General features: G+C 41.8%; 25 protein-coding genes. 10 read left to right on the forward strand and 15 right to left on the reverse strand.

Features of this window, described 5'->3' with window-relative positions:
- Nucleotides 1-49 precede the first annotated feature (49 nt).
- Nucleotides 50-1,090, reverse strand: coding sequence for a phage major capsid protein, P2 family (locus tag CXF86_RS11050; RefSeq protein WP_102038986.1), 1,041 nt, complete (start codon nucleotides 1,088-1,090; stop codon nucleotides 50-52).
- A 51-nt stretch (nucleotides 1,091-1,141) separates the two neighbouring features.
- Entirely contained in the window at nucleotides 1,142-2,026 is an 885-nt protein-coding gene (locus tag CXF86_RS11055) for a GPO family capsid scaffolding protein (protein ID WP_102038987.1), read from the reverse strand.
- 205 nt (nucleotides 2,027-2,231) lie between these two features.
- Here CXF86_RS11055 and CXF86_RS11060 point away from each other — a divergent pair, with 205 nt between their 5' ends.
- Both CXF86_RS11060 and CXF86_RS11065 read left to right on the forward strand, forming a co-directional pair.
- Entirely contained in the window at nucleotides 2,232-4,034 is a 1,803-nt protein-coding gene (locus tag CXF86_RS11060; protein ID WP_102038988.1) for a terminase large subunit domain-containing protein, read from the forward strand.
- Nucleotides 4,016-5,032 carry a phage portal protein gene (locus CXF86_RS11065; protein ID WP_102038989.1) on the forward strand — a complete coding sequence of 339 codons (1,017 nt, stop codon included), beginning with the start codon at nucleotides 4,016-4,018 and terminating at the stop codon, nucleotides 5,030-5,032. Before CXF86_RS11060 ends, CXF86_RS11065 begins: the two co-directional genes overlap by 19 nt.
- A gap of 40 nt (nucleotides 5,033-5,072) precedes the next feature.
- Here the strand turns inward: CXF86_RS11065 and CXF86_RS11070 are convergent, their stop codons facing one another.
- Nucleotides 5,073-6,761 (reverse strand): hypothetical protein, encoded by a 1,689-nt coding sequence (locus tag CXF86_RS11070; protein WP_102038990.1) that lies wholly within the window; start codon nucleotides 6,759-6,761, stop codon nucleotides 5,073-5,075.
- A gap of 144 nt (nucleotides 6,762-6,905) precedes the next feature.
- Between CXF86_RS11070 and CXF86_RS11075 the strand changes: the two genes are divergently transcribed.
- Nucleotides 6,906-7,157 carry an Ogr/Delta-like zinc finger protein gene (locus CXF86_RS11075; protein WP_102038991.1) on the forward strand — a complete coding sequence of 84 codons (252 nt, stop codon included), beginning with the start codon at nucleotides 6,906-6,908 and terminating at the stop codon, nucleotides 7,155-7,157.
- Here the strand turns inward: CXF86_RS11075 and CXF86_RS22725 are convergent.
- From CXF86_RS22725 to CXF86_RS11115, 9 genes are all read right to left on the reverse strand, one after another.
- The gene (locus tag CXF86_RS22725) at nucleotides 7,081-7,302 is read right to left on the reverse strand and encodes a hypothetical protein (protein WP_180961054.1); all 222 of its coding nucleotides are present in this window, start codon (nucleotides 7,300-7,302) and stop codon (nucleotides 7,081-7,083) included. The two genes, CXF86_RS11075 and CXF86_RS22725, sit on opposite strands and share 77 nt — an antisense overlap.
- Before the next feature lie 404 nt (nucleotides 7,303-7,706).
- The gene (locus tag CXF86_RS11080; protein WP_102038992.1) at nucleotides 7,707-7,937 is read right to left on the reverse strand and encodes a hypothetical protein; all 231 of its coding nucleotides are present in this window, start codon (nucleotides 7,935-7,937) and stop codon (nucleotides 7,707-7,709) included.
- Nucleotides 7,924-10,419: a replication endonuclease gene (locus CXF86_RS11085; RefSeq protein ID WP_102038993.1), complete on the reverse strand. Its 2,496-nt coding sequence runs from the start codon at nucleotides 10,417-10,419 to the stop codon at nucleotides 7,924-7,926. The genes CXF86_RS11080 and CXF86_RS11085 overlap by 14 nt, the downstream gene beginning before the upstream one ends.
- Entirely contained in the window at nucleotides 10,419-10,991 is a 573-nt protein-coding gene (locus CXF86_RS11090; protein ID WP_102038994.1) for a DNA methyltransferase, read from the reverse strand. Before CXF86_RS11090 ends, CXF86_RS11085 begins: the two co-directional genes overlap by 1 nt.
- Nucleotides 10,988-11,224 (reverse strand): hypothetical protein, encoded by a 237-nt coding sequence (locus CXF86_RS11095; RefSeq protein ID WP_102038995.1) that lies wholly within the window; start codon nucleotides 11,222-11,224, stop codon nucleotides 10,988-10,990. The genes CXF86_RS11090 and CXF86_RS11095 overlap by 4 nt, the downstream gene beginning before the upstream one ends.
- 2 nt (nucleotides 11,225-11,226) lie before the next feature.
- Nucleotides 11,227-11,472: a hypothetical protein gene (locus CXF86_RS11100; RefSeq protein ID WP_102039013.1), complete on the reverse strand. Its 246-nt coding sequence runs from the start codon at nucleotides 11,470-11,472 to the stop codon at nucleotides 11,227-11,229.
- A gap of 82 nt (nucleotides 11,473-11,554) precedes the next feature.
- The gene (locus CXF86_RS11105; protein ID WP_102038996.1) at nucleotides 11,555-12,022 is read right to left on the reverse strand and encodes a hypothetical protein; all 468 of its coding nucleotides are present in this window, start codon (nucleotides 12,020-12,022) and stop codon (nucleotides 11,555-11,557) included.
- Nucleotides 12,023-12,065: 43 nt separating this feature from the next.
- Complete coding sequence (locus tag CXF86_RS11110) at nucleotides 12,066-12,608, reverse strand: phage regulatory CII family protein (protein ID WP_102038997.1); 543 nt, start codon at nucleotides 12,606-12,608, stop codon at nucleotides 12,066-12,068.
- A gap of 67 nt (nucleotides 12,609-12,675) precedes the next feature.
- Nucleotides 12,676-12,882, reverse strand: a complete 207-nt coding sequence (locus CXF86_RS11115) for a DNA-binding protein (RefSeq protein WP_102038998.1) — start codon at nucleotides 12,880-12,882, stop codon at nucleotides 12,676-12,678.
- A gap of 94 nt (nucleotides 12,883-12,976) precedes the next feature.
- Between CXF86_RS11115 and CXF86_RS11120 the strand changes: the two genes are divergently transcribed.
- From CXF86_RS11120 to CXF86_RS11150, 7 genes are all read left to right on the forward strand, one after another.
- The gene (locus CXF86_RS11120) at nucleotides 12,977-13,651 is read left to right on the forward strand and encodes a helix-turn-helix domain-containing protein (protein WP_102038999.1); all 675 of its coding nucleotides are present in this window, start codon (nucleotides 12,977-12,979) and stop codon (nucleotides 13,649-13,651) included.
- Between the two features lie 11 nt (nucleotides 13,652-13,662).
- The gene (locus tag CXF86_RS11125; RefSeq protein WP_102039000.1) at nucleotides 13,663-14,613 is read left to right on the forward strand and encodes an FRG domain-containing protein; all 951 of its coding nucleotides are present in this window, start codon (nucleotides 13,663-13,665) and stop codon (nucleotides 14,611-14,613) included.
- 24 nt (nucleotides 14,614-14,637) lie between these two features.
- Nucleotides 14,638-15,285 (forward strand): hypothetical protein, encoded by a 648-nt coding sequence (locus CXF86_RS11130; RefSeq protein WP_102039001.1) that lies wholly within the window; start codon nucleotides 14,638-14,640, stop codon nucleotides 15,283-15,285.
- A gap of 11 nt (nucleotides 15,286-15,296) precedes the next feature.
- Nucleotides 15,297-15,887 (forward strand): hypothetical protein, encoded by a 591-nt coding sequence (locus CXF86_RS11135; RefSeq protein WP_102039002.1) that lies wholly within the window; start codon nucleotides 15,297-15,299, stop codon nucleotides 15,885-15,887.
- 12 nt (nucleotides 15,888-15,899) lie between these two features.
- Nucleotides 15,900-16,946, forward strand: a complete 1,047-nt coding sequence (locus tag CXF86_RS11140; protein WP_102039003.1) for a phage integrase — start codon at nucleotides 15,900-15,902, stop codon at nucleotides 16,944-16,946.
- Entirely contained in the window at nucleotides 16,943-17,554 is a 612-nt protein-coding gene (locus CXF86_RS11145; protein WP_102039004.1) for a YaeH family protein, read from the forward strand. Before CXF86_RS11140 ends, CXF86_RS11145 begins: the two co-directional genes overlap by 4 nt.
- A 399-nt stretch (nucleotides 17,555-17,953) precedes the next feature.
- Nucleotides 17,954-18,907 carry a tyrosine-type recombinase/integrase gene (locus CXF86_RS11150; protein ID WP_257985327.1) on the forward strand — a complete coding sequence of 318 codons (954 nt, stop codon included), beginning with the start codon at nucleotides 17,954-17,956 and terminating at the stop codon, nucleotides 18,905-18,907.
- Between the two features lie 200 nt (nucleotides 18,908-19,107).
- Here the strand turns inward: CXF86_RS11150 and CXF86_RS11155 are convergent, their stop codons facing one another.
- The 3 genes from CXF86_RS11155 to CXF86_RS11165 all read right to left on the reverse strand — a co-directional run bounded on the left by CXF86_RS11155 (nucleotide 19,108) and on the right by CXF86_RS11165 (nucleotide 26,219).
- A complete protein-coding gene (locus tag CXF86_RS11155) occupies nucleotides 19,108-21,315 on the reverse strand; it encodes an AAA family ATPase (RefSeq protein WP_102039005.1) in 2,208 nt (735 codons plus the stop codon).
- A 345-nt stretch (nucleotides 21,316-21,660) separates the two neighbouring features.
- Nucleotides 21,661-25,275: a DEAD/DEAH box helicase gene (locus CXF86_RS11160; protein WP_102039006.1), complete on the reverse strand. Its 3,615-nt coding sequence runs from the start codon at nucleotides 25,273-25,275 to the stop codon at nucleotides 21,661-21,663.
- Nucleotides 25,276-25,277: 2 nt separating this feature from the next.
- Nucleotides 25,278-26,219: an aminotransferase gene (locus tag CXF86_RS11165; protein ID WP_102039007.1), complete on the reverse strand. Its 942-nt coding sequence runs from the start codon at nucleotides 26,217-26,219 to the stop codon at nucleotides 25,278-25,280.
- Nucleotides 26,220-26,670: the final 451 nt, after the last annotated feature.

The raw sequence follows: 26,670 nt of genomic DNA on the forward strand, positions 1-26,670 counted from the left end.
CGGCAAAGAGGGTTCAGGCACTCAGTGAGTGCCTGACAGTGGCTAGCCCTTAAGGCTGTGCACCAATCGTCATTAACGCTTCGTCAACCGAGGCATACGCTTCATATTCTTCAATCGCATAACCTTCGTTTCGCCAGTACTTATCTTCATGCTGTTTGCGGTCTTCGCTGTTTTCAGCCTTACGTGAAGAGGTATTTTTCTGGGTGTAAAGATGCAAGTTAGAAAGCGGCGTAACCACGATGCGTTTGCCAGGGAAGAACGGTGGTGTGTAGGCTTTCAAACCGCCAATTCCCTTATCCATTTGCTGGGCAGCTACTTTTTCAGTGGGTTTGTCAGCAAGATTCATCATCTTGATTTGCGCGGCAGCGATTAAGTCACTGCCAACCAACACAACTAAGCGCGGGTCGTTTCGTATTGATGGATGAATAAGTGATAAGCGCAGGTCAGTCACAATCGCATCGAGTGTTTTATACTCGTTTGATTTTAAGGCTTGAACGTCAGCATCAGGGTTGAAGTAAATCATTTCACCCATTACTTGGTCAGGTGCGTTTTCTTTAACTAACTGCTGCCAACCTTTGTTAACGTCTTCGCCGTTAGGGTTTGCATCTGGGTCGGTGTCACCAACAGCAATTGATGTACCATTGAAACCAATGCGGATCATATCAAGTGCAAATCGCTTGGTAGCATTGTCTTTCATTAATGTTAAAAACTGCTTTGGGTTACCGCTGTTTGCCCAAGTTGAAAGTAGATTCCACTTTAACGCTGCAACCGAATCTGTTTCAGTAAGTGCGAAAGTCGAAGCTTGAATGCTTTGACCGCTACTAAATCGACCATCTGCTTTTCGACCAGTGGCAATACCATAGTCACCCACTTTAACCACTTGGCCTTGCAGTTGATCAACTTGTAGCGTGGTGATCATGCCTAAAAAATCAACTGACTCTAGTAATGCACCGCGCAGCTTAATTTCAAGTGGTGCACTGACATTAAATTGTTTAGTTGCATCTGCTACGCCATAGGCTTTTGCTATTCCCGCTGAATAACTCGGTAGCAATTTCGCGGCTTCGGCGTTTAATACTTGCATTTGACTCATAGTGCTGTTTTCCCGTTCTGAGATCCGTTAAGGCGTTTGTTGCGCGCCAAGTTAAATAAAGCTGATGCTGTCACCCAAGCCAGCAGGATCAGGCTCTTGCCCGCCTTGCTCAACGCTTAACGCTGTGAACTGGGTTTCCATACCTTCAACTTTATTGGTCAATCCGGTGATCAAGTCACTCAAGGTGCCAAACTGTTTAGTTATGTCAGCGTTAACCACTTCAGGTGTTACCGTCGCACCTGGTGCAGATTCTTCTTCTGCTGGTGCTACCGCGCTAAACTTTTCAATTTTTGTTTCGATGTCACCAATACGGGCACCAAAGGTTTCAAGCTGGCCAGTCAAAAGGGCAAATTGTTCTTTGTTCATGGGTTCTTCCTCAGAAGTGTCGGGTGCCTGATGCGGCGAGTTAGATGTAAAGAATTTTCTCAAAAGGCTGTAGAGGTGCTTTTCTTGCTTTGGCTCTTCGTCACTCTTATCAGCTGCATAGCTAATAACCAACTGCTCAGGCGCACCATATTGGTGAGTGTCAAAACGTTCTTTAGTGGCAAACTTAAGGCGCTCTGTACCCAGACTTGCGGGTTCATCGGTAACGCCAAGACCTGTAAGGTAGGCTTTACCTGATTTTGCAAAATCAGGATCAACTTCAATAGAGGTAAATACTTTCTGGTCTTGCTCGTTGGCCTGCACTAGCTGCGCATTCGGGCTTAATCGGCCAAATAGTACTAATTTTTTATCGTCATTTTCTTCGGTTTTAACCTCTAACACATCACCCCAAGCGCCATACCAACGGCGATGTTCAGGCCAAATGCGGGCACTATAGGTTTCTACGTTATAAGTTTCAGCAATGTCGACTAACCACTGGCGTTCAATAGGGACATTACGAAATGTATTTCCCTCTGTAGCAATGCGTACCCAGTCTGTTTTTAATTGGCTCATGACATTTTCCGCGTAATGATAAAAAGAAAATTGAGATTAGGACTGCAGCATAGCCAGATGGAATGGCGCTGACACTTGGTTTCATTCTGAGCAATTCGGATCTAGGTCGTTATCCGAATCTAGCCGAACAAAAGTCCGTTATAGGCTTGGAATAGTTGAATACACTGCAGAAAGTTTTCATTTATACGAGTGCACTTTTAGCCCTATGGCTTATTCTCCCGAACTACGCGAGGCCGCAAAAAGGCTCTATTTAAGACGCTGGACGCCAGATGAAATACGCTGCGAACTTAACTTGCCTAACACGCGGGTGATTTACTTTTGGGCAGAGAAATACAGCTGGCGCGATATGCTGCGCGAAGAGGAAGTTGACGAGGCCATTGCACGGCGCATTGTGATGCTGACTGACATTCAAGATAAGTCAGGTGGGCAGATTAAAGAACTCGACATGCTGATTGAAAAGCATGTAAAGCTGAAAAAGCAGCGCATGATCAGTGAGGGGCATTCGTTCGGACCTAATGCTAATAACAGTGCTAAAAGCAATAAAGGCAGTAAGAACAATAAAGGTGGCGATCAGCAAAATGATTCAGCACCAAGTCAGCGTAAAGGCCGTAAACGTAAGAATGACGTTAGCCATTTAACTGCAGAGGACTTTGCCGCTTGGTTCGCCTCTTTATTTGAATATCAAAAAGTGATGCACGAAAACCTGCATCGGCGTATTCGTAACATTCTTAAATCTCGCCAAATTGGTGCTACCTATTACTTTGCAGGTGAAGCATTCGAGCAAGCAGTATTAACCGGGGATCCGCAAATATTCTTGTCGGCTTCTCGCAGTCAAGCTGAAGTGTTCCGCACCTACATTGTGCAAATAGCGCAGCAGTTTTTTGAAATTGAATTAACCGGTAACCCCATCGTATTGCACACCGCCCATGGTGATGCAGAGCTGCGGTTTTTAAGTACTAACAGCAAAACCGCCCAGAGTTACCACGGCCATGTGTATGTCGATGAGTACTTTTGGATTGGTAAGTTTGATGTGCTCAACAAACTGGCCTCTGCCATGGCCACCCATAAGAACTGGCGCAAAACCTACTTTTCAACCCCATCAACCAAAGCCCACCCTGCTTATTCATTTTGGACTGGTGATCACTGGCGACAAGGCAGAGCTGAGCGCGAAACCGTAGAGTTTCCCACCTTTTTAGAGATGCGCGACCGTGGCCGAATATGCCCAGATAAACAGTGGCGTTACATCGTCACCATTGAAGACGCCCTTGCGGGTGGCTGTGAGCTGTTCGACATCGAGGAGCTGCGCGACGAATACAACGCCGATGATTTTAATAACCTGTTTATGTGCATCTTTGTTGATGATGCCGACAGCGTATTTAAATTCAGCGACCTTGAAAAGTGCATGGTTGATGCTGCCCGCTGGCAAGATCACAAACCTAAAAATGCACGGCCGTTTGCGAACCGTGAAGTGTGGCTTGGCTACGACCCATCACGAACCCGCGACAATGCTGCATTAGTGGTGGTGGCACCAGGTGAAAAGAAAGGCGAAAAATTCAGAGTACTTGAAAAACACTATTGGCGTGGCTTGAACTTTTCTTACCATGTCAGTGAGATCCAAAAAATCTATGCCCGCTATAACGTCACCTATATTGGCGTTGACACCACCGGCATTGGTGCTGGGGTATTCGACTCGATTGCAACACTGTACCCACGTGAAGCCACCGCCATTCATTACAGCGTATCGAGTAAAAGCCGCTTAGTACTCAAAATGATTGATGTGATTGAGGGCGGTCGCCTTGAATGGGACGCCTCACACAAAGACATTGCCATGAGCTGTTTATCTATCCGCCGCACAGTCACCGAGTCGGGTGGCGCTATTACCTTTAAAGCCAGCCGCGACAACACCACGGGCCACGCTGATGTGTTTTTTGCCATCAGCCATGCCGTTATTAATGAACCGTTAAACCACGCACATCAAAGGACATCCACATGGTCGATGCAACACTAACTGCCGCCAACGACGAAACACACATTGATGCCGAAGCAAAGTCGCCAGTGGTGTTCAGTTTGCCCGAAACCGTGATGCCAAATATGTGGCTCACTGATTACGACTCACTGTATTACAACGACAGTGACGGCTACTGGGAACCGCCCGTTGATAGACATTTACTGGCCAACTTAACCCGCCGTAATGCACAACATGGCGGCATAGTGCAAAGCCGCGCCAATATGGCGGCAAGCCGTTTCACCTCTGGCGGAATGAGTGCCCAGCAGGTAACTGCAACCTTTTTAAATTTAGTAAAATTTGGTGATGTGGCACTGCTTAAAGTCCGTAATGGATTTAGGCAAGTGGTGCGTTTGTTCCCGCTGCCCAGCTACCGCACCCGTGTCGCTGGCGATGGTGGCGCCGTGGTGCTTGAGCGTGACAGCAATGTAAAACACTACAAAGCCAAAGACATTATTTGGGTGCGCCAATATGATGATGTGCAACAAATTTATGGTTGCCCCGATTACCTCGGCGGATTACAAGCTGCGCTGCTCGGTGAAGATGCGACTATGTTTCGCCGTAAATACTTTATTAACGGCGCGCACATGGGCTTTATTATGTACGCCACAGACCCTAACCTAGACCCAAATGTTGAAAAGGATTTGCAGGATAAAATCCAAAACAGTAAAGGCGTGGGTAATTTCAAATCATTATTTGTGAATATCCCCAATGGTAAAGAAAAGGGACTGCAGATCATCCCTGTCGGTAACTTTGAATCAAAGGATGAATTTGGCAATGTTAAAACGGTCAGTTCGCAAGATGTGTTTAACGCCCATCGTTTCCCACCCGGCCTTGGTGGCATGGTCCCTATTAACACGGCAGGCTTTGGCGACCCTGAAAAATACGAAGTGGTTTATTTTAAAAGTGAAACCAAACTACTGATTAATATTCTGGTCGATGCCGTGGCCCGTGATGCTGAGGTGGGTGATAAGTTGCAGTTGGTGTTTGATTTGGAGTGAATAAATATGAAGGCTACTCATTGTAGCCTTTATCACAAACTCAAATTCTAAAAAGATTTCTTACTCCTAAACCTATTAAAAACAAAAAAACAAAAGAGAAAAAACCATGAGACATCATTAGTAAATTAAAATATTCTGGCAGCAAAGAACCACTAAATAAATTTTCTATACTATGTACTCTTACATCTTTACTTATAGCAATAAATGGTAAAGTGTTAGCGGTAACAAGTTCGATAGAGCAGCCTAAGTTCGGCCATGTAAGGCCACTAGTAAAAACTATGATTGAGCTAGTAGAAAACATTAACAAAATCAAAAAAGCTAAAGGTCTAAAAATACTCTGACCATAATTACTGGTTATTGAAAATATCATATCTAAAATAGATCTAAAAAAACCAAAGCTATTCCATCTTTTCGCCCTCATTTCATCGGCATTAAATCTTAGGGCGGATTGATGATCTTTATTTATTTCAGAAATTTCTTTTAAGCGTCTAATCCTAGAAGCATCATTTTTATCTGTGGATCTCTTAATCCAATCACCACTCCGTTGCAATTTGAAATACACATCATTTAGAGACAAGTGACTTGATGTTTTAGAGCTAGTTAGATCAGGAATGCAATTATCCCAATCGTGTATTTGAAGAGACTTTTCAAATATTGAAGCATTTAACCCGATCAAACATTGCTTGTTACTGTACAACTGACTGAATTCCACACTCGACTTAAAATGAACATTTGAGAAATCAACCGTACTTGAATTCATCTTTAAATTCATAAATTCAGCACGACCATCACCAAATGTTGAATCACAAAAACTTATGTATGAACCATTTACACTTAAATTCTCCAATGAAAAAATACCATCTCCGAATATAGCATTGTCAGATAGTAATGGGCCGTTCTTTAAATCAATAAATGACAACATTATATTACCACGTTCAAATGTTGAGTAGGATAAATCAAGCCCAAAATAACAGTCGATATGACTTAATTCAAAATCACCTTTACCAAAATCAACCTCAGTAAAATCAACTTCTCCATTAAACACACAGTCTCTAATATAAACGCCACCACAACCAAATATCGCATGATTAAAATTTAGATTATTAGTAACTTTGTTACTTTCAAATAAGAAATCACCACCACCAAAATTAGCGTTTTTAAACGAAATGTTATTAGAGTTAGAAATATCTTCAAAGACAATATTTCCAGTGTCAAAATTAGCATTCACAAATGTTACAGATGAATTCGTAAACTCTGTATTCCGAAAACTGACATCACCTTCGTCAAATGAAGCACCATCAAAACAAACCTTTAAACCTAAAAATTTAGTGTTATTGAAGCTGACTTCTCCCTTATCAAATACAGCTAAAGAAAAGCAAGCATCTTCATGAAAAACTGTACCATTAAAACTTACTTCCCCCTTAGGGAAATGTGCTCCATCAAAGCAAGCAACGCCATAAAATATGGCATCAATGAATGATAATTTAGCACTATAGAAAAGTGACCCGTTAAATAAAGTTTTCCCTTTGGGAAATATAAAACCGTCAAAAGATATAACTTTACTGTCTAGATTTAATTCGTCAGCTGAAAAGTCCATGTAACTAAAATCGACGGTAGCATCAATGTTACTTTCTACCCAATTGTTCCAAACATCCTTGCCTTTCAACCACAAGTCAAAAGCAGGCTTACCACCTAAAACGGCAGCAGAATCTAGAGCCGCATCCTGCATAAAACATCCTTAAGTCTCAAATTCTGTTAGTTATACTACATGTTAATTGCATAAGCAGCACCTTTACTTATACTTACAACCACTGTTTAAAAAAACAGTACAATAGCGTAAGCTAAACAGAATTTGAACAATTAGGAAGTTACAATGCGGGTTCTTTGTCCAGGCTGTGGTGAGGTTGCGATTATTGGTAAAACAAATCGGCTGAGTCTAGCCCATGCCGATCTGTATTGTTCATGCTCTGACCCTGAGTGCGGCCACACGTTTGTGACCAATTTAAGCTTTAGTCACACCTTAAGCCCTAGCGTTCGAACATCAAGCGCTATTGTGTCAGAGCTGGCGCGTGCGCTTTCACCGACTCAACGCCAGCAGCTGCAGCAGGAATTGAACCTGTTATAATTAAATCCGTATTTTGATGTTTATAGTCCGCTAATACGCCAGCCATAAGCGCATGACACAAGTCTTTATCAACCTCTGTACTTAGCGTGGCATACAATCCACATAACATATCCATTTTCTCGTATAGCATAGACTCATCAGTCATAATTTAATTTTCCGTAATCGGCACACCAACTGCGGTGCCTAATCTATTATCCACATATAAAAATTCGCGCAACCAGCTGCTGTGCTATTTGAAAAAGCTGAGTAAACACGTTTTGAAAAACGCGCAACTAAGTTTTCATTGAAAACTACTTAACCATATAAATTTCTGTTCGCAAGCTTATGACATCAGATAGCTTTCAATATTGCTGGTCGTTGTGCGTTTAAATACATTTACAAAACACGTTTATGTCAACGACAAAAACACCACCATATCAGTAACTTACTTCGAATCGCAGTTAATTTAAATACTAAGTAATTGTTGTAAATCATTAATGTTTCTAAAAATAAAATGAAACCCACACCACTTAACTAGTATGGGTTTTACTGTTTTTGGAATTTGTATATTTATTCCTGCCGCGCGGCGGCGCGTTGTTTGACTAAACCATTGAGCACTGTGCGGCACTGTTCGCGCTCAACCTCTGGTAAACGTGCAAGCCATTGCTTTATGCCGTCACGATTACATTGCTTCAATTTTGTATTACAACGCTGAAAACGAGCGAGACAATCAGCTTTATCAATGTTTAACGCGTTAAGGTGCTGGCGTTCGCGGGCAGTCATTAAATTAGAAAGGTTCATTTTCGTCCTCACTATCTTGTTCAGGTTTTTTAGTGTCGCGATAACTAAACGGGCTGGCCCATTGCTCGGCTTTTTGGGTGTCGATTACCTCTTGTAGCTGCTCAAGCGCACGCATGGCCATATCGGGTGCTTTGGTGCTTATCCAGTTTTCAACATCGGCTCCGGTATCCAGCAATCGCCACGCCTGTTCGCGCAGCTGCGCATCAATCACGCGTAAGCGTTGACGCTCAATAGCATCAAACTGACAATCTAATGCGCTATCGCTCCAATCGTTGTCAGCATGGTGCCCGCTGGGCAACTGTTTACTGACAATCAACATGCCATCACGCAAGCGCACATATTTATGAGCATCACTATCGACGGGATCAACAACATCAATAACTGCCCCAGCACGCAGGCGTTTAAGTGAATCGGCATCGAGCCCCAATTTCTTGGCCTCATTAATTAACTGGCGATCCTTTAAGGGTAATTTCGCGATCGAATTTGTTGTTTTGATCGATACCGTACAGTTATTGTCAGAACTCCAAGGGGCGCGGCTGTCGCCACTTTTTAAAGAAGAGTCAAAAGACAAATCAACAGCCACATCAAAAGCACCGTTAGCACTCGCTACCGTGGGTTTACTTTGACCTTGCGGGCGTATTTTCCAACCCTCAAAACGAGTTTGCACTGCGTTATTCATCGACATAACGCCCATGATTTTGGTGATGTCTTCGCCATATAGGTTGGCTTCGGGATTAGTGATTTTTGAAAGTTGAATAGGTCGGTCAGCACGCTTGCAAAAGGTGCCACCCATTACGTCGATATAACGTTTCCAATTGGTAGCGGTGTTACCATCTGATGCTTTTCGAGCCAACTCTAAAATGTCGTCATAGTCGATACTTTCACGCAAGCGGCGCAGTTCACGCCACACCGTTACTGCAGGGCCACCAATTTGCTGAAACTGGCGAATATTCCAATCACTCGCCCATGTGGCCACACCGATCGCACCATGCTTGCCGCTGCTTTCAGCCTCAAAATCATCATCTACATTGACGCCATCAATATTCTTGGCGATGTACTTGGCAATGTAGCCCGTGGCGCTGCCTTGGTTTGGGTCAATCACTTTGTAGTCAAAGCGTGGGGATATTCTTTTAAACGTGCTTTTTAATCTAGTGCGGTACTGCTGTTTAACGTTATCGATGTGAGCCAATAAAAAAGCATGCTGGTTTTCATCATTGTGATTTAGCGCTTTCGCCTCTGCGATTAACGCTTTCTTGAATACCTTGCGCATGGGCATATTGATTGAGGTGTCTAGGGTTAAACCCCACTCGTCAAAATCTCGATTGCTGGCTTTTAATTCATCGCGATTGGCACGAGTAAAATAATCGGCCATAACAAATCTAATCGCTTGCTCGTGCTCAGGTTTGAAGAACAGCAACATGTGCCAATGTGGGGTGGCATCGTGATGCGGTTCAACGACCCGAAAGCCAAACAGGGGTAATTCTAATCGGGCTAATTTACTGCGCACTTTTGCCCATTCTTTACATAAGTAGGCTTGAGTATCTTTGGGGTTGGCACCAAGGTAACGCTTGTTTGAGTAAGTCGGTCCCTTTTTGCTTTTCATGTAACTGTGATAACAACTGGGCGCGGTGACCGTAAAAAATCCACCCACCATGCCTTGCTCGTTAGCCAGTTCTTCAAAGCCACGAATACGCACCATTAATTCAGCGCGACGAACAACAGGATTAGACACTGATGCGGCAACCGCATCGGCTAAACTGATTTCAAGACCGAGTTTGTCATTGGCCACTGTCATTTCGTTAAGCCATCTTTCGGCGGCTTTTTTACGGTTTTGATATTGTTTAACGGCATGAGCGCTGGCGTAAGGCGAAACACCCGCGCGTACCTTTCCCGTAATGATCGCGGCATGTTCTTGGTATTGCCGAAACGACTTTTCAAGTTTACGCAGCCACCAGGCATCATCAACTAAGCGGGCTAATGCGCCCGCGATAATGTTGTATAGCGTTGGGTCTTCGTCTAACTCGCCACTGGCTTTGCGGTGCTCGTAACCAATAAGACTCGGTAACAATGGGCTAAAGCCCCATTGATCAGCTGGTTGTTTTACTGCGGTTAGTAGTTCAACGGCATCAACTTGTGTACCGCCGTAAGTCATATTATTTAAAATACTGGCACAGCGATTAGCCCACTCTTGGGCTACTGCAGCGCGGCGAACTTCGGTGTTGATATGCCATAGCGGCAGAGGGAATTGGCGCAACATTGCACGGGTTGATTTGATGCGATTACGCAGCCAAATATTAGCACTGCTGCTACGGTTGTATTTTTTATGTTTGCGCACGTACTCTTTAAACAGGCTCGCGGCGACATCATCGGGCAGGCCATCGAGTTGTTTTTGTGCCCATCTAAGATCTTCTTGCTGGTGCGGAGCCGAAAAAATAGCGGAGATATTAATCCCCGCCTTGCGTTCGATTTGTTGAAGATCCATTAAGCAGCCTTATTTAACTTTTTCGCTTTAGGTTGCTTAACAGGATCCGCGCTAATGATATGGCTTAACCCATGCGGCATATTCGGGAAGCGATTGCCTCTATCCCAAATGAACCAACTGTATTCACACGAATCACTGCCGCCACCGACAAAGCGAGGCCGCGGCACTATGATGGGTGTTTTATTTGGGAAACCAACCTCAGCCCAAAACGGCACTCGTAATTTACTGCCGAGAAAATTAACCCGCTGCAAATAGGCCAGCGTCCCGTCTGGCGCCAACTCACTTAATGACTTAGTCAGAAAATCAACAGTCAGTGAGAACGGCGGATTGGTAATGATCACATCTTGCTGTGCAAATTCAGTGGTGAGGTAGTTAACCCCGCGATCAAGTTCTGCCCAGCTTTTTTGCGTTTCAGGCAACGCCACTTTGTTATAAATGGCATCGGTACCACGACAAGGTTCTAAGAATTTATCACCAGGGCGCAATACCAACAGTGCCATTAGTGCATCGACCACATTAGCCGGCGTTGGGTAAAGTTCGTTTGCTCTTACATTTCCGTGTGTACTGCTCATGCTGCAGCCTCGGTTTCATTATCTTGAGCTTCTTTAATACATTTCGGACAAGCTGTGGAACAAGTTTCATCGGTGGTTTCGTAGCCGTGCCACCCCTCTTTGGTGGCTGAGTTAATCGCCTCCGAAACACTTTTGACTAACGAGATATAATGTTTTTCACTGCATATAAAACAAGTGATCACAAAAACACTCATCACTTCAATTTCAGTGGGTTCAATATCGCGTATTTTCATGATCAGGCCACCTTTTGAATTTGGTTAACATGAATATTGTTGCGAATCGCCACCAAACGAATTTGAATGGTCTTTGCGAGTGATGGACAGGCCACATCAGCTATGGATTTAATTGATTCAAGTGCAGCTTCAACCATGTCTTTATCTGCTGGGGTGCTAAAGAAAAGTGACGCAATAACGCGATTGGCTTCTTGTGTTATTGCTTGCTCGACTGTTAAACATTGGTCTGTTATATTTAGCTCTGTCATATTGATGCCTTTGATAGTTGATTTGACTTGAGCCATTTTCGTTACAGCGAAAGTGGCTTTTTGCTTTCTACGGTTTACCGCTTCACTGAACATTGCTTATGCTCTCAACTTCTAGCGCCAACTCAGCCGCCAATGCGTTAATGTCTTTTAGATCACGGCTCAATTCATCTTCAATTGCGTTACGCTGCACACCGATTTGCTTAACCGACTTTGGTTTGCGCGGTGTGACAAAGCGGTCACGTGACAAAGGCACGCAGCTAAACGTTTTTGCTAAATCAACCAAACCAATAATTGCTAAACGAACGGCGTCACAATCTGATGGCGACATACTCAACAACGGCTGATTAATGTATTCACTCGGTTTTAGTCGCGCGGTAAGTAAAATCATTGCGCGTTGCTGCGCTGGCAACTTGTCAAAACGACTGGCTGCACTGCTTTTACCCATCATTTGCCGCAGGGCGAAAATCGCGTTTACGTGACCATCACTGGTGATGTGTTCGTTGGCTGCATGAGCCGATTGACAGACGAGTGGCTTTGTTACTGTATTCATTGCTTTACCTTTTTAAGTGAAAAAAATGAGTTACATCGACCATTTACATCAAACCCGGCATTGGCATCGATTGCATGGCGTCGCTAGCGATTGTTAACACTGGAATGGCTTGAAATTTTTGCTCAACGTCATGTACAAAAATGGCGAGTTCGGCCATCACATATGACGCACGCTTTAGTGTTTCATGACGCATACGTTCAGTGACACGCTTGGTGGTTTTTACATCGAGCGCGAGTGCGCCGAGTTGTGCGGTATTAGCTGTAATATCGAGAGCGCGATCAGTCAGTGGCGTTTGGTCTGCATTAGCTAAGTCGCCCAAATTGACCGACGGGGCACAATTAAGTTCAAGTAAGATCCCATCAACAATGCAGCGATTACAGCTAGCTTTACTGATGTTAACGAGTTCGTGAACAGTGAGCTGGTGCGGTTGTTCGAGACACAGCTTATTGCGTAACATTTGCGGACGATAAAAATCAGCAGCCTTTGCGACCTCTTTTAAATTTTCATCTTGTGCGAACTGCCGTAGAGCGCCATTTAAATGGCTGACCTGTTCGTTACCTTGTTTACTGCTGTTGTCTGTATACATGTTCGCAAATTCCATTTTTGCTAATATTCAATTGAAGAGATACGTGACAATTTGAATAGACGGTTAATTAGTACGCTTCAGCTAACTCAGCAGCTTCCTTCGCAAGAGCTAACATGTTGATAAATGGTCTTTCTTGCGGCTTTAGTTTAGGACGAATAGGTAAGCGCCCCTCTCTAACTTGAGCACGTACTGCACTCGGTTGAATACCTGCGCGGCGGGCATACTCTTCAAATGAAATGAAAGGTGCGTCAATTTGATATGTGAAGTTGCTCATTTGGTGTTATCCTTTTATTTAATCGCGTTTGTATCAGATTGGTTTCGAGGCTATCTGATTCCGTTTTAATTCGAATGACAGGATTATTGATCAAATGAGTGGATTCGTCAAATATAAACAAGATAAAAAATTCAATCAATTGAATGCACCATTTAAATATGATGGAGGAAAGCATCTAATTGAGCGTCTTATTCATCTATTTGAAGTTAGGAACAGAATTGAACTGGGCGATTTATTGGGGATAACTCCAGGTACTTTTTCAACTTGGACAACTCGTAAAACAACACCGTACGAACTGCTGATTAGGATTCATCTTTTAACCGGCTGGTCTATGGAATACCTATGCTTTGGTACTGGTGAACGTGGTGGGAATAATGTAACAACGGAAGATTTTCGAAACGAAATATCAGAACCTACACTTCCTTATCATCGTGGTGTCTTACAGGTTTACTCCATAAAGAATGGTAATCTTGAGCCTTACGAAAAATTTGAAGCGACAGATAACATCATTGGTCACTTCAAGATTAAAGGTAACGATCACGACCTAGTAATCAAAGACTCTGATAATTTGCTATTTATCAACTCAGAAGAAAATGAAGGTGTTTCAGGTAAATATCTATTCTCCACAAATAATAGATACCAACTTGGAGAGCTAAAGCTGTTACCCGATGGCAACATCTACCTATTAGAGGGGGATGAAAAATACCCTATCACCCCAGAAGTAACCAAGATCCACGGCAAAGTGGTATCTGAATTGAAGAGCGTTTAATCAAGGCTATTATGAAAAATCTTGCAGAAGTAATAGCTCATATTACAGAGCAACTAGACCCTAATAAAGAATATTGGTTTAGGGGGCATAGTAAAAAAGAATATAAATTAATTCCCACTGTCTTAAGGCCTGTTCGCGAAGGTGAGAGTGAATACTATGATGAAGCAAAGTTATTAACTGAATTTATTAGGTGTACCCCTAGTTCAAGAGACACTCATAAGTCTACTTTAGAGTTGCTCACCTATGCACAGCATTATGGATTACCAACGCGTCTATTAGATTGGACCCAAAATCTACTTGTAGCTATCTATTTTTGTTGCAATCAACACCATGATTCTGATGGGAAGGTTTTTATACTCCAAAGAGAGACTGAGACCAATAATAGATTACCTACTATTTTATTTGAACGTCTGGCTCAAGCAAATGACCACTTTGACGTATTGTCTTCAATTCTAGATAGGTTGAATGATTTAAAGAACTCTGAGCCTAAAGTTTATTCTAACTCGATTAGAATAAATGGTAAACCGATTGAGGATTTTGACATTACCGATCAATTTGCAAGGTTCTGTTTTATAAGTCAATGTTTTAAGGGCAAAGGGTTATTTTCAATTGATTCTCCTGTTCCAGGGGTCACCAATCATCTTATTGAAGGCTTTTATGAATATTCTCCGCCACTGATTAATGAGCGACTTAAAGCGCAGAAAGGTTGCTTTACTGTGCATGGAGGAAAAATTGTAAAGAGCAATGAAGTGGTTCGCATTAAAGCTATAGATCATTATCAAAACGAAGTTGAACTACCACCGAGCATCTTTGATACGCAGCGCTTAATAGAAATTGTTATCCCTGCTGGCTCAAAACATACAATTTTACAGCAACTCAATATTTGTGGTGTTAACCATGCTTCACTATTCCCAGAGTTGGAACATCAAACAAAAATGATTAAACAAAATTGCATTAACTAATTCATACACTCAAGGAAGATAACTATGAACAACAAACAGCAAGAACATAACAAAAAAATGGAAGAGAAGTTGGCGGCCCTAAAGGCTAACCATGTTGACTCTCCAACTCAAGCAAAGGCCAGGAAGTTAGTTAAGCCAATCTTCATCACGATAGGCTTAATTTTCACACTGCTTTTTGTTGCACTAATTGTGGATAGTGGCAGCAATCAAAAAACAGTAGAAGTAACGAGTACAGAAAAGGCTTCAGTGCCAATCAAGATAGCAAGCGCTAGCGACGCCGAAAAATGGCAAGCACTCAAAGGTGTATCTGATTGCGAATTAGCCTATCGAATGTATAGCGACTACGCACCGATTATCGCCAGCTTGAGCACTTTCGTTGAACAGAACCCCAATATGACTCATCAGCAAGCAGTGCAATGGAAGCTTTCATCTCAGTTTGAAGAAAAAATTGCTCTCGTCGAAGCAAAATATCCTTTGTATTACAACGTCAACATGGAAAATGCCATTCTAGCTCACGGCTTTAATTTCAGTGCGGGGCAATACTGGCGAGATATATTTTCAGTATTACGACACTCGCCTGCAGGCACTCCAATCGTCAGTGAGCAAACGACACTTATGCAAGATGACTTAGATCTATTGGAATCATCTTGCCTAGATGAGTTTAAGAATTAAGAGAAGTACTCATGAATTTAGATGCATTACTTTCAACTAATATAATTATCCCAATAGTAGTTGCTTTTATTGGTTTTTTGATTGCTGTAACTACGGCTGTTATTGCAAAAGAACATAAAGTTTCTGAATTTAGGCAAGCTTGGATTGATGCATTAAGAGAAGATCTCGCCAAATTTTATTCTACTAATTACCAATTATCTAATATTTTGATTGAAAGCAAAGGTAATATAGGCAATAAAGACACTGCAATATCTGACTTTAAACAGAACTGTATTGAATTTGACGAATTATCATGTCGAATCTCATTAAGATTGAATTGGGATGAGCATAAAGAACTAAAAAATAATATTGATGAGCTTCAGGTCTTCAGAGAACAAGTGAGTGTTAAATCAACTGATTTTTCTCCTCTAGAGCCTTTACTAAATAAATTTAAAAAACTATCTAAGGATATTCTTTCTACAGAGTGGCAAGTTGTTAAAGATGGTGAAACACTTTTCTTAAAATTTAAGTATGTGTCTAAACTTTTAGCAACAACATTTCTAGTTTCTATGTTCGTTCTATTGGAGATAGGCATTATGAAATCTTCAATTTTCCAGTGGTAGGTAACATGTCATATGTCAATTCGTAATCTTAAAGACGGTAGTGACAAACCTTGGAAACTCGACCTACGAGTTGATGGCCGAGAGAGTAAACGCATCCGAAAAACATTTGCGACTAAGGGTGAAGCTGCTGCTTATGAAGTTTTTGTTTTAAAGAAAGTAGATGCTAAACCTTGGTTGGGTGAAAAGGTTGATAACCGCCGTTTATCTGAATTAATCGAACGCTGGCATGATTTGCATGGGCGGCAACTTACTCAGCCAGCCCAGCGAATGACTAAACTCAAAATGATTTGTGGTGCGCTTGGCGACCCTGTCGCACACAAGATCACCGTTAACGATTTCGCCAATTACCGTCAAATGCGTTTAGATGGTGAAGTAGCCGATGCGCAAGGTAATAAGACCAAAGTAAAACCAAACACAATTAACCACGAACACGCCTATTTAAACACGGTATTTAATACGCTAAAAAAACTGGGGGAATGGTCATTACCCAATCCTTTAGATGGTATTGAACAGTTTAAAATTGAAGATATTGAATTAGCATTTCTCTATAAAGAAGAAATACCCGTTGTACTCAACGAATGTGCCAACGCCAAATATGAACATCTTAAAACCATAGTGCTTATTTGCTTAGCCACAGGTTGTCGCTGGTCAGAGGCTGAAGGTTTACGCGGTAGTCAAATTGCCCACAATCGCATTACCTTTGTCAAAACCAAAGGCAAGAAAAACCGCACTGTACCCATAGCCCAAGGGTTGGCCGACATATTGCCCCGCGTTCGTGGACCATTATTTAGACCATGTCGCAGATCCTTTGAACAAGCGATTAAACGAACCGGCTTAGAATTCCCAGATAGACAAATGACCCACATCTTACGCCACACATTTGCCAGCCATTTTATGATGAACGGCGGCAACATTCTGGTACTAAGGCAGATACTCGGTCATTCAGATATCAAAGACACAATGCGTTACGCCCACTTCGCCCCCGATCATCTGGATGACGCAATCACCAAAAACCCAATAGCAGCAATGTTGAAATATAAAGGGCAAAATATAGAATGAATAAGAAAATATACGGAGTTCAAACTGCAATAAGTTGGACACTTCTGCTGTTTATTCTACAACTCCCAGAGGTAAATCAAAGCAACGATTATTTTTACTTGATTGCCACCTTAACAGCCTGTTGTTTTACATACAGTTTCTTTTATTCCTTTTCAGAGTTTGAAATAGATCAAGTAAAAAAGGAGCAGAAACTTTGGATCAACTTACAAACAATTGTAGAAAGGATTGTAGATGTGGCTCTTTTCTTGAGTTTTATTTCATTGGTCATGATAAGGACAGATTACCCAACTCCTTTCGGCTTTTTATGGTTGGTAGCCCCTCCAATTGCCCTTATATCTATTTTAGCATTTGCAGTGCATCGTATTTATTATCGCGAAAAGTCCGAAATTTCTGCACATCTTGAAAATATAACAAGAAAACTCGAGAGTATTTGTAAAAGGAAACCATCTTCTCCAGACTTAAAAGAAGAAATCAAAACCATTTATGAAGAGTTTAACCTTGAAAGTCAGATCCTCGAAGAATACTTAGCCAAAAGTAACGATACACCAAACAAACTAATGTCCACAAATTGCCCACAGAGCACAGCAGCTACCGATAGTAAGCTATAGCTAAAAACACGTAAGCTTTTGAAAGTATTATAAGTCATTGATAAACATACACCGTAGATAGGACGTAGGCTTTTTGGACGCGGGTTCGAGCCCCGCCGCCTCCACCAAATATTAGAAAGCCCCGATACGAAAGTATCGGGGCTTTTTTATTGGTTGGCGGTGTGGGCGAGAAGCCGCGTTAGGGTTCGACAAGTTTGTCGGGAACAAACTTGAACGTCGCTTGCGACGGCCCCGAAGGGGCGAGTGTCAGGATGATACGAGTAAACCCGCCGCCTCCAGCAAATACTAAAAAGTTCAAATCCCACATCAGCATTAGATAATAAACCTTCTCCTTGTCTGAGCTTAAATACTCTTTCACGCTAATTATTTATCACCTATGAATTGCGATAAAGTGCCTCAATGGCGACAAAGTGGCGACAGCCAAATATCAGAACTATCAATTACTGGCTAGATCCTCTTTGCTGTAACATCCTTAAACTTGTCACTGATGCTTGGTTTGAAATCAAAAAGCAGAAGGTCTCTGAAAATCACGGCCAAAAATTGTATCGACGCCTTGAGATCTACCTCTTCCCTGCCCTAGGAGAGACACCAATCAGCGCCTTAACAGCCCCACAAGTTATTCAAGTGCTCAAGCCTGCCGAAGCTAAAGGCAACATTGAGACCTGTAAACGGGTGATCAGCTGGCTAAACGAGGTAATGACCTTTGCAGTGAACACAGGCCTAATACATTCGAACCCATTGATAGGCATAGCAGCTGCATTTGGTGTCCCAGAGAAGCGTCAAATGCCCACCATTAAACCTGATGAACTACCTGAGTTTATGGAAGCATTAACCTACTCAAGTATAAAGCTAACCACTCGCTGTTTAATTGAACTGCAGCTGCATACCATGACTCGCCCTGCAGAAGCAGCAAAAGCTAAATGGACTGAAATCGATTTTGATAAGCAACTGTGGACGATTCCAGCTGAGCGCATGAAGATGAAGCGTGAACACATCATCCCGTTGACGCCACAAGTCATATCGCTACTAAACCGCATGCACAAAATCAGTGGTGACTTAGAATACATCTTCCCTGCAGATAGAAACAAGCATCACCACACCAACACCGAAACGGCCAATATGGCAATTAAGCGTATGGGCTACAAAGACCGCCTAGTAGCACATGGCCTGCGTGCATTAGCCAGCACTACGCTTAATGAACAAGGCTTTGATGCTGAGCTTATTGAAGTATCACTCGCCCACGTGGATAAGAACACAGTAAGAGCGGCCTACAACCGTGCCGACTACATTGAACGTCGCAAAGAGCTTATGTGTTGGTGGAGTGAGCATATCCGACAGCCAGTAGTAGTGTAAAATGGGAGCGAGAGATCTTAATTGTTACTGTTAAATGCATGACAAAATTAACTAAAGTACCAGGAAAACTGGTCGCTGCCCCCAGGTTTCCCAAGACTCATCTATGGACATAAATAAACCTACATAGTTACCAATTTTGCAAACCATCAATTAACTCTCGTATGAAAAGTTGCTTAACCGAGTCCTTAGTCTTAATGGTTTTAAGCATAATAAGCATCATAGTGTGGTTTATCATTCGTACGAATAGCTTCGTCAATGATATCCCAAATATGAACTAACTGCGGTTGAACTGCTTCAGGTAATTCAACCCCTTGGATGATTGACTTAGCATGGCACTTTTCATTCATGTATTCATAAAGGGTGCTTGATTTCACTTCAGCACCTTCGATACCTTTTAAGAAGTTTGGTGCTATGAGGTCTTGCCCCTGCTTCTTAAATTCTGACAGATTAAATCTGAATGAAAAATAGACTTCCAATATCTTACGGATATAGGCTTGAACACTGATAGCATCAAACTTTTCTGGATGTTTTACCGCATCTTTAATTTTACTTATTAGATAGGCATACTCAGACTTGTGATTCAGAAGTAATTCAGGTAACTCACAAATGCTTGATTGATCTACCTTACGGTTGACCAAATAAAACTGGGCACGCCGTGGTTTTTTCTGGTAATAGCTGAACCATGTTTTCACTAAGTTGAAGAATTCGAAATTATGCGTTGATATAAACAACTGCTCAACTTTTTCATGATTCAACTTATCTTTAATAATCCCAAGCACATTGTAGATGTGGTTTGAATCAAGGCTACAGATGGGGTCATCTAAGTACACTATTGGCTTCGTGCCTTTTAAGGATTCATCTTCCAGTTCTGTGATGAAATATGCGAATGCGATAGCCGTTCGCTCTCCATCAGATAAGTGCTTCGCTGGTCGTCCTTCACGCACGAACTGGTAGGTTTCACCAACTGGTTGAATTTCTATATCAGTCTTACCGAAATACAACCGAAGATTATCATTCAGGTTATCTGCACCTTGTTTAACATTACGAAGTTCTGCCTTGATTTCCCTTGTACGGGTATTCAAGTAGGTAATTTCAGTCAAGGTGGCTTGGTGTTCATATTTGAACGCTTTAACCTGTCTAGTCGCTTCGGGGTGGTCGTATTCAGTGATTTCAACATAAACATAGTGACGTTTAATCGCATTTCGTGCTTTAGTCTGTTCGGTTCCATGCTGTAATGAACGACGGTTATGCTCGTTTATTGGTGTATTGAACAAACCTACTAATTCTGATGCATCAGGCATCGGATAATCAGAAGGTGAAAATGGAACAACTTCTTCCATGCGTTCACGCTTATCTTCCAAGGCTTCAAGAAGCGAATTCTTAACACGACCGACTTGTTCGTCTAATGATTGAATTTGATCACTAAGGGCATCATAGCCTTGCTGTAAATCGGCATATAGATTGGTTGCTCTCGGGATCGATTGCGATAGCAAAATCTCTTGAACTTGCTTGATAGCAGCGTTGATTTTTGTTGATAATTTTTTGTATGTATCAGAAAAATAGCCGTTTAGGTGGTCAAGGCGTTCAGTTGTTAATGGGTTCCTACAGAACTGACATACATCGGGTTCTTGATGATGCTTCATACCATCTTCAACCCATTTACGAAGAACAGAATTGGCTTCTAGTTCTTCGATAGTGGTACGGGTTACTGATTTCGCTAGAATCAATTCTATTTGTCCCAATAATACAGTGATATCTGGGATTTTTATTGAAGCAAGACTTATTGTATCCGCCTGTTTAGAACGTGCAGTATCCATCAGTTGATCAAGTTCTGCACCGGTTTTAAAGTCTTCGACTGTAACTTGCTCCAATAATGGTGTTACACCAGTGCGGGTGAAAGTAGAACCGCCTAAAACGTTCAGGGCACTGACCACCTGACCAACCGTTTTCAGTTGGTTATCTTTTTCTAACTGTTTATTGTCTGATAACTTTTTGTGCTGATCGCGTTCCAATTCTTTAGCCGGAATATCAACTTCTACTATGCGCTTTAGCTCCGTTTCCAATTCGATATTTGGTTCACCAACTATAAGCACTGGGCTCAAACTTGAATCGATAAAGTTAACGTTGTCCTTGATGTAATCGGAATTGAATACACGAAGGTTAATCATAGGGGTTAATGCAGTACTTGATACTGATGTGCCTTTATGACGCTCAACTGTAAAAGTTGCACCTGCAAAGTCTTCATGAAGGTGTCCTTGCTGCATGGCGCTAAAAATACGTGAAAGTGTAGTTTTACCTGAATAGTTGAAACCATAGAACAGGTTAAACTGTAAGAATGGCTGACCGGCATTGGTCTTGGTATCTTTGAATATACCGAAGTTCTTTATTGATTTTATGTTTTTAAACATCAAGTTATTCCAAATATAATTATCGGAATACTATATCAGTTTCATTGTTCACGGATGTGATATATGACGATTATTCTTAATTCAGATATTTATCATACCTGCCCATTAGTTCATGTATTGCAAAGTAGTTTAATCAAATGGCAGCAAGTATTGACGCTTGTAAACAATAGAGTTCCTTCGCGTCAGCCGATAAGTCCTCATTTATGAGAAATACCTAATTCACATCGCCCTCTTCACCAAGAGGGCGAGGCAGCCTAGGAACAACCCTATAACTATCATATGAAGCTATCAGCAGGTTTGAAAACAATTAATGGTACTTTCTGGGTTTATGTTATTGTAAATATTCTAAAATATTTTTTCGACTTCCGCAAAACCTTCTGCGACAGTCATTTTAAAATCAAAATTCTGAAGACTATATCGTTCATCCCAGTCATTTACACGCGATCTAGCGAGCTCATAGCCAGCCGGATCCAACCAAGTCACGATGCCTCCATTATAAAGAGGCAATACATAATACTCACCTCTAGCGCCATCTGTACCAGTTAGCTCTGCAGGGAATTTAATCACCTTCTTCCGACGTTTCTTTACCTTTGAAATACTTTCTTTCCAATGGAGAAAGTACTGCGGACTAATCCAATCGTCAGGGTCTATTTCCTCCAGTTCATTCTCTAACCACTCATCAAACTCCACTTTCAGCTCTAAAGCAGTAGAACGTGTTTTAGTTAAACCTTGAGCTAGTGAGAATGCGACAAATGGCTCATGTGTCCCCCACCTTAGTAACTCACGCACCCAGAAACCAAACCAAGGTAAACCAGTTGTTTCTTTCCAGTCCTCAAGACTAGGAACCACCAAATCACCGTTTACCCCATCAGACCAGGCTCTTGCTACACTAGCACCAACAGCAACGCCTAACCTAAACTCCAAATTTTCAGTAACAAACCTTTGCCATTCGCGTAGCTCATCTGGCCCCGGTGACACTGCTTCGGGGAAATTAAGCCACCAATCTAGTACACCATTCCAATTATCTAAAACATTCTGTGCAGCAACTGAATTACTTACAGAAAAACCAAAACCTTGATCATGACTAATCACTTCGGCCAATTCAAAAAAGAGCTCAAATCTTTCATTGTCAGTTAAAACCCCATATTCTTCAGCTGAAATCAAAACCTCCTTTATATCATCAAAAACGGCCTCAAACCTTCTTCCCATGAAGGGCGTGAACCCATATTGATATAATCTTTTACGTTCTTCCTTATCAGGGTAAACGGTTTCAACTACTGCCATACCTCTTTTTATAAAGGCGCGCTCCATCCACTTCTCTTGTGCTGCAGCATAGGTTGAAAATGTTTTACCCCACAGTGCCTTCAAATATTCTTCAACATCGCTACTTTCTATATCATCTTGGTCAATGACGCTTAATTCTTCAGTCGCATTTAATAGGATTCCATCTAACTCATCTAAGCTGTCAGCAAGCATTGCCAATGATGACTCATCTCTCATCGCCGCATGATCTGATACATCTCCAGGCGAGCACCTCTCTAACCAAGCCAAATACTCCTCCTGATTACTTACCAATCCCTGATCTAATGCTTTGTCAAAAATAGAGTTCATGAGCAACGACAAAGGGCTAGATACATTTATCGCGTCTTCTTTTGCAACAAGCTTTTTATTTAGTTTAGAATAATCAGACTTGAGACTTAACCTTTGTTTTTGTTGGACTTTCTTTAAGCCAGCAGCCGTAGTAGAAGGAGTTTGAGGAATAGCTATGAGCGTCACCCCCTCCATAGACTTTGCAGCTCCCGGCCTTCCAGCTCGACCCGAAAGATTTATAAACTCAGAAGTAGATAACGGAAATACAACTGTTTCCTCTTTATCGGGATCATATGACTGCCTTCGTAGTTGAGGCAGAAAGATAATATCGAATGGAAGATTTACACCCTCCGTTAAAGTTGCAGTCGCAACAGTTATAGCGCAAATACCACGTTCTATTAAATTAGTCATTAAGAGGCGCAATCGCTGAGGCATTTGCCCATGACTTGTAGCAACTCCTACTTCTAATAGCTTGGTTTCGTATGATCCTTCACCACAATAATCAATACATGTAGCAAGAGTCTCATTAAAATATTGTTGATAATTCGGATTTTCTGGTGGAGCGAACTCTACCAATTCCCCCCAACCTGGTAGCGTAAGCGCTTCATAAAACCACTTCATGGTCTTCTGAGGTGCTTGAGTAAGGGAAATCAAAACCCGCTTCCCACTCTGTCGAAAATGCATTGACGTCCAAAAAATTTCTAATTGATTATATCTGTTTAAGCTATTTCTCATCGCAGCTGGTAATTGAGGCATTGGATCAATTTTAAGATTAAGATACGGAGACGCTCTACGTCCCACAACCGCTAGCGGAGCACCATTCATTAAATCAATATTAATCTTTGGCGCTGAGCCTGATCGCGTTTCAAGAACGCCTATTACTTGACGCGTACTCCTATAATTCAAACCAACTGGCTGAGCATCATTATTAAGTTCAATCCATCGTGAAACTGGCCCCGCGGCACCTCCAGCTACAGCTGTCAACGCTATTCGCGCTACATCGGGTAATTGCACTAAAATTCTAGAAACAAAACTTTCCAACCTAAGCGATCTATCCTCGTGCTTCGCAAATTTTTTAACTGAATACTCAGGATCAGCAGAGACAACTTGGTGAGCCTCATCAATAATGAGTAGTTTCAACCGCGCTACAATTAGAGGACCTAAATACCTCATCAGTGCCTCAGCTTTTTCAACTGTGGCGATGAGAACCGTAGGTCGTTTAGCCTCTAACCAATAATCAGTTATTCCCCAGTCATTGCCACCATAAAGTCCAGTTACAATAAACTCACTGCCCATCTCTCGCGTTAACTTTCTCTCAACTTCACCGGCTAACGCCCTTGACGGCACTAAATAAATGGCTAACGGCCCCAACTCAGGAGCATTATCAACTAGTAGTAATTCTTTAATTAAAGCTAAATTAGCTACAAGAGTCTTTCCTGAGCCAGTAGGTGTGCAAAGGGCAAACGATGATTGTTTTATTAACCGCTCAACCCCTGCGACCTGAGACACCCATAAAATACCACGGCCATTATGATATTGAGTTCTTGCCAATCTCCTTAAAGTATCAATTTTTTCTGGAGCGATGTCTGATAACCTCTCCACGGCGTTGTATATAGATGCCCTACTAAAATTTAATGCAACTTCACTTAGCATAGATATCAATAGAGAAATATCACTACCTAAAACCTTATTACCCATTCGACGCATAGCATCGAGTTTTTCCAACCCCACATTCAGACGTTCTTTATTATCCACTCTTAAGGAGTATGATATTAGGCCTACTGTACGCACCAACTCCACAGCTATGTACCATGAGAATGCATCATCTTCATTTTCATGCAAGAGGTTAAATGTCGCATCCTTTTCTGTTAACTCTAATTCACCCAGCCAAAATTCGGCTGCTGAACTTATTACACCATCAAAGTCGCCCTGCAAAAACTGAGAACATAATTTCCACCCATCACCATCAAAAGTCACTTGCTTCAATAGCCCCGATGACATTGCAGGTAACCCGCCTAGCTGATATGCAGCACCTGCAAGAAGGCTAACAGAAACATTAATATTTAACTCATCGCCAGATCTTGACAACCACTCTAATAGTTCTGCTGCTCTTTTATAACTCTGAAAAGCATCTGAAGAGTTTTCACCTTCAATTTCTCTAAATATTTCTGCTACGTGGATTAAGTTATACGCATGAGATAATTGCTTTGATGATTCTCCTTCCCTCCATTGAATCACATCAACTTCCCATGATGTTTGAAGGCAACGTACGAAAGACCTCGCCTGAAACGGAGTTAGCTCGCCTTCTTTTGCTAATTTAGCACTAACAGATCTCGCAATATCTAATCGCTGTTCATTTAAACGTGCCATGTTCACTCATCCCCTTCCCAAAGCAAGGCATATAAATCTTCGATTAAGCTCTCTCCATCACTTAATACAATTTCAACGACCTGAAGATCATTGCCTGCAAGATAATTCTTTGGGATTTTATCGTAATCAATAAGACACTCGCCTGTCTCTCGATTATTTTTTGGCCCCCCAACAATGAGAACAAGATCTGTTTTTGGTACCGTATTAGCGTCAAAAGCTGAAAGGAGCTTATCCATCGAAAGAATAGCTTCAGCATGTCCTTCAGGGTCAATTTCTTTTAAAGCTATTTGAAGCTCCCTTAAACCATTTGGTGGATTAACCTCTTTATTTAACTCAGCCCAAACTCCCTTGCCTTCAACTCTATCCTGCTCTCCCGGTTTCTTAGGCCCGAGCATTACACTATCAATAACACTCTTGCTCAATTTTTTTCGCCATTTAGCCTCACCGGAGATCAAGCGACTAACCTCTCCACCCTCCATTGAAACCCCGATAAAATCAGTACCTAAACGACCTATAGTTCGACGTTTTTGGTCCGGGTCTCTCACTAATGTATAGAGATATTTTGTTGCATCATCATGAAATCTAAACAAAAAAACAGGTACCTTCCACTCATGCTGCCCTACCAGTTCATAACCTTCGGCTAATAATCCAGCCAAAACCTCACCAAAAAAACCTTTCAAAGTTGTTAGGTGTAATGATGATGGATAACTAACTTCGTTATGTTTCTCGTTATTATCTGGGTGAAGACTTATCCCCATAAAACCATGAATAACCTGCCGAGCATCCAAATGTGCAGATTCAAAATATGCTTTTAGTCTGGAAAGTAATTCATCATCATTAGCTTTTATTTGCTCAATCAATAGGTGGCCATAACCATTTATAAAGCTTGGGTTAGGCTCTAACCATTCATCCAAATTGGGTGGAGTGCATTCATGTAAGGGCACTTAATCTTTTCCTTAATTATTAGATTCTTTTAAAATAGCCATCTCGCCTTGCAAGAAGTGTTACAACTGCTTAGTACTTTTTGTTGTGTTGAATGCTTCACTAACAAACTCACAAAGCATTTGCAGCTCTATCTAAGAACTCATGAAATACATCCTACAACTAACAACGATTGAATTGCATCTCACTTAGCTAAGACTCCCACCGCATAACACTTACTTTGAACTTAAGGTATCTCTTTACTTAGTTATATCAGACAATTAACAACAAAAATTATTGTTGCGTCACAGATGTATAGCAAGGTGCTTCCATAGTTACAGTAAATAGGAATATTCGCAATCCCACTACCAAGATAACCTCTTATAAGATAGCGCGGTGCAATAACTGAAAGAATACAAACACCTTGTTAATTGCATCAAAAAAATAGATAAACGTAGAATAGAAGTGATAAGC

The sequence above is a fragment of the Shewanella sp. GutCb genome, assembly GCF_002836135.1.
In the GTDB taxonomy this organism is placed as follows: domain Bacteria; phylum Pseudomonadota; class Gammaproteobacteria; order Enterobacterales; family Shewanellaceae; genus Shewanella.

Bases quoted from the DNA above. Each gene is read 5' to 3' on its own strand.
- CXF86_RS11050 (WP_102038986.1), bottom strand. From the start codon at position 1,090: ATGAGTCAAATGCAAGTATTAAACGCCGAAGCCGCGAAATTGCTACCG.
- CXF86_RS11055 (WP_102038987.1), bottom strand. From the start codon at position 2,026: ATGAGCCAATTAAAAACAGACTGGGTACGCATTGCTACAGAGGGAAAT.
- CXF86_RS11060 (WP_102038988.1), top strand. From the start codon at position 2,232: ATGGCTTATTCTCCCGAACTACGCGAGGCCGCAAAAAGGCTCTATTTA.
- CXF86_RS11065 (WP_102038989.1), top strand. From the start codon at position 4,016: ATGGTCGATGCAACACTAACTGCCGCCAACGACGAAACACACATTGAT.
- CXF86_RS11070 (WP_102038990.1), bottom strand. From the start codon at position 6,761: ATGCAGGATGCGGCTCTAGATTCTGCTGCCGTTTTAGGTGGTAAGCCT.
- CXF86_RS11075 (WP_102038991.1), top strand. From the start codon at position 6,906: ATGCGGGTTCTTTGTCCAGGCTGTGGTGAGGTTGCGATTATTGGTAAA.
- CXF86_RS22725 (WP_180961054.1), bottom strand. From the start codon at position 7,302: ATGACTGATGAGTCTATGCTATACGAGAAAATGGATATGTTATGTGGA.
- CXF86_RS11080 (WP_102038992.1), bottom strand. From the start codon at position 7,937: ATGAACCTTTCTAATTTAATGACTGCCCGCGAACGCCAGCACCTTAAC.
- CXF86_RS11085 (WP_102038993.1), bottom strand. From the start codon at position 10,419: ATGGATCTTCAACAAATCGAACGCAAGGCGGGGATTAATATCTCCGCT.
- CXF86_RS11090 (WP_102038994.1), bottom strand. From the start codon at position 10,991: ATGAGCAGTACACACGGAAATGTAAGAGCAAACGAACTTTACCCAACG.
- CXF86_RS11095 (WP_102038995.1), bottom strand. From the start codon at position 11,224: ATGAAAATACGCGATATTGAACCCACTGAAATTGAAGTGATGAGTGTT.
- CXF86_RS11100 (WP_102039013.1), bottom strand. From the start codon at position 11,472: ATGACAGAGCTAAATATAACAGACCAATGTTTAACAGTCGAGCAAGCA.
- CXF86_RS11105 (WP_102038996.1), bottom strand. From the start codon at position 12,022: ATGAATACAGTAACAAAGCCACTCGTCTGTCAATCGGCTCATGCAGCC.
- CXF86_RS11110 (WP_102038997.1), bottom strand. From the start codon at position 12,608: ATGTATACAGACAACAGCAGTAAACAAGGTAACGAACAGGTCAGCCAT.
- CXF86_RS11115 (WP_102038998.1), bottom strand. From the start codon at position 12,882: ATGAGCAACTTCACATATCAAATTGACGCACCTTTCATTTCATTTGAA.
- CXF86_RS11120 (WP_102038999.1), top strand. From the start codon at position 12,977: ATGAGTGGATTCGTCAAATATAAACAAGATAAAAAATTCAATCAATTG.
- CXF86_RS11125 (WP_102039000.1), top strand. From the start codon at position 13,663: ATGAAAAATCTTGCAGAAGTAATAGCTCATATTACAGAGCAACTAGAC.
- CXF86_RS11130 (WP_102039001.1), top strand. From the start codon at position 14,638: ATGAACAACAAACAGCAAGAACATAACAAAAAAATGGAAGAGAAGTTG.
- CXF86_RS11135 (WP_102039002.1), top strand. From the start codon at position 15,297: ATGAATTTAGATGCATTACTTTCAACTAATATAATTATCCCAATAGTA.
- CXF86_RS11140 (WP_102039003.1), top strand. From the start codon at position 15,900: ATGTCAATTCGTAATCTTAAAGACGGTAGTGACAAACCTTGGAAACTC.
- CXF86_RS11145 (WP_102039004.1), top strand. From the start codon at position 16,943: ATGAATAAGAAAATATACGGAGTTCAAACTGCAATAAGTTGGACACTT.
- CXF86_RS11150 (WP_257985327.1), top strand. From the start codon at position 17,954: ATGGCGACAAAGTGGCGACAGCCAAATATCAGAACTATCAATTACTGG.
- CXF86_RS11155 (WP_102039005.1), bottom strand. From the start codon at position 21,315: ATGTTTAAAAACATAAAATCAATAAAGAACTTCGGTATATTCAAAGAT.
- CXF86_RS11160 (WP_102039006.1), bottom strand. From the start codon at position 25,275: ATGGCACGTTTAAATGAACAGCGATTAGATATTGCGAGATCTGTTAGT.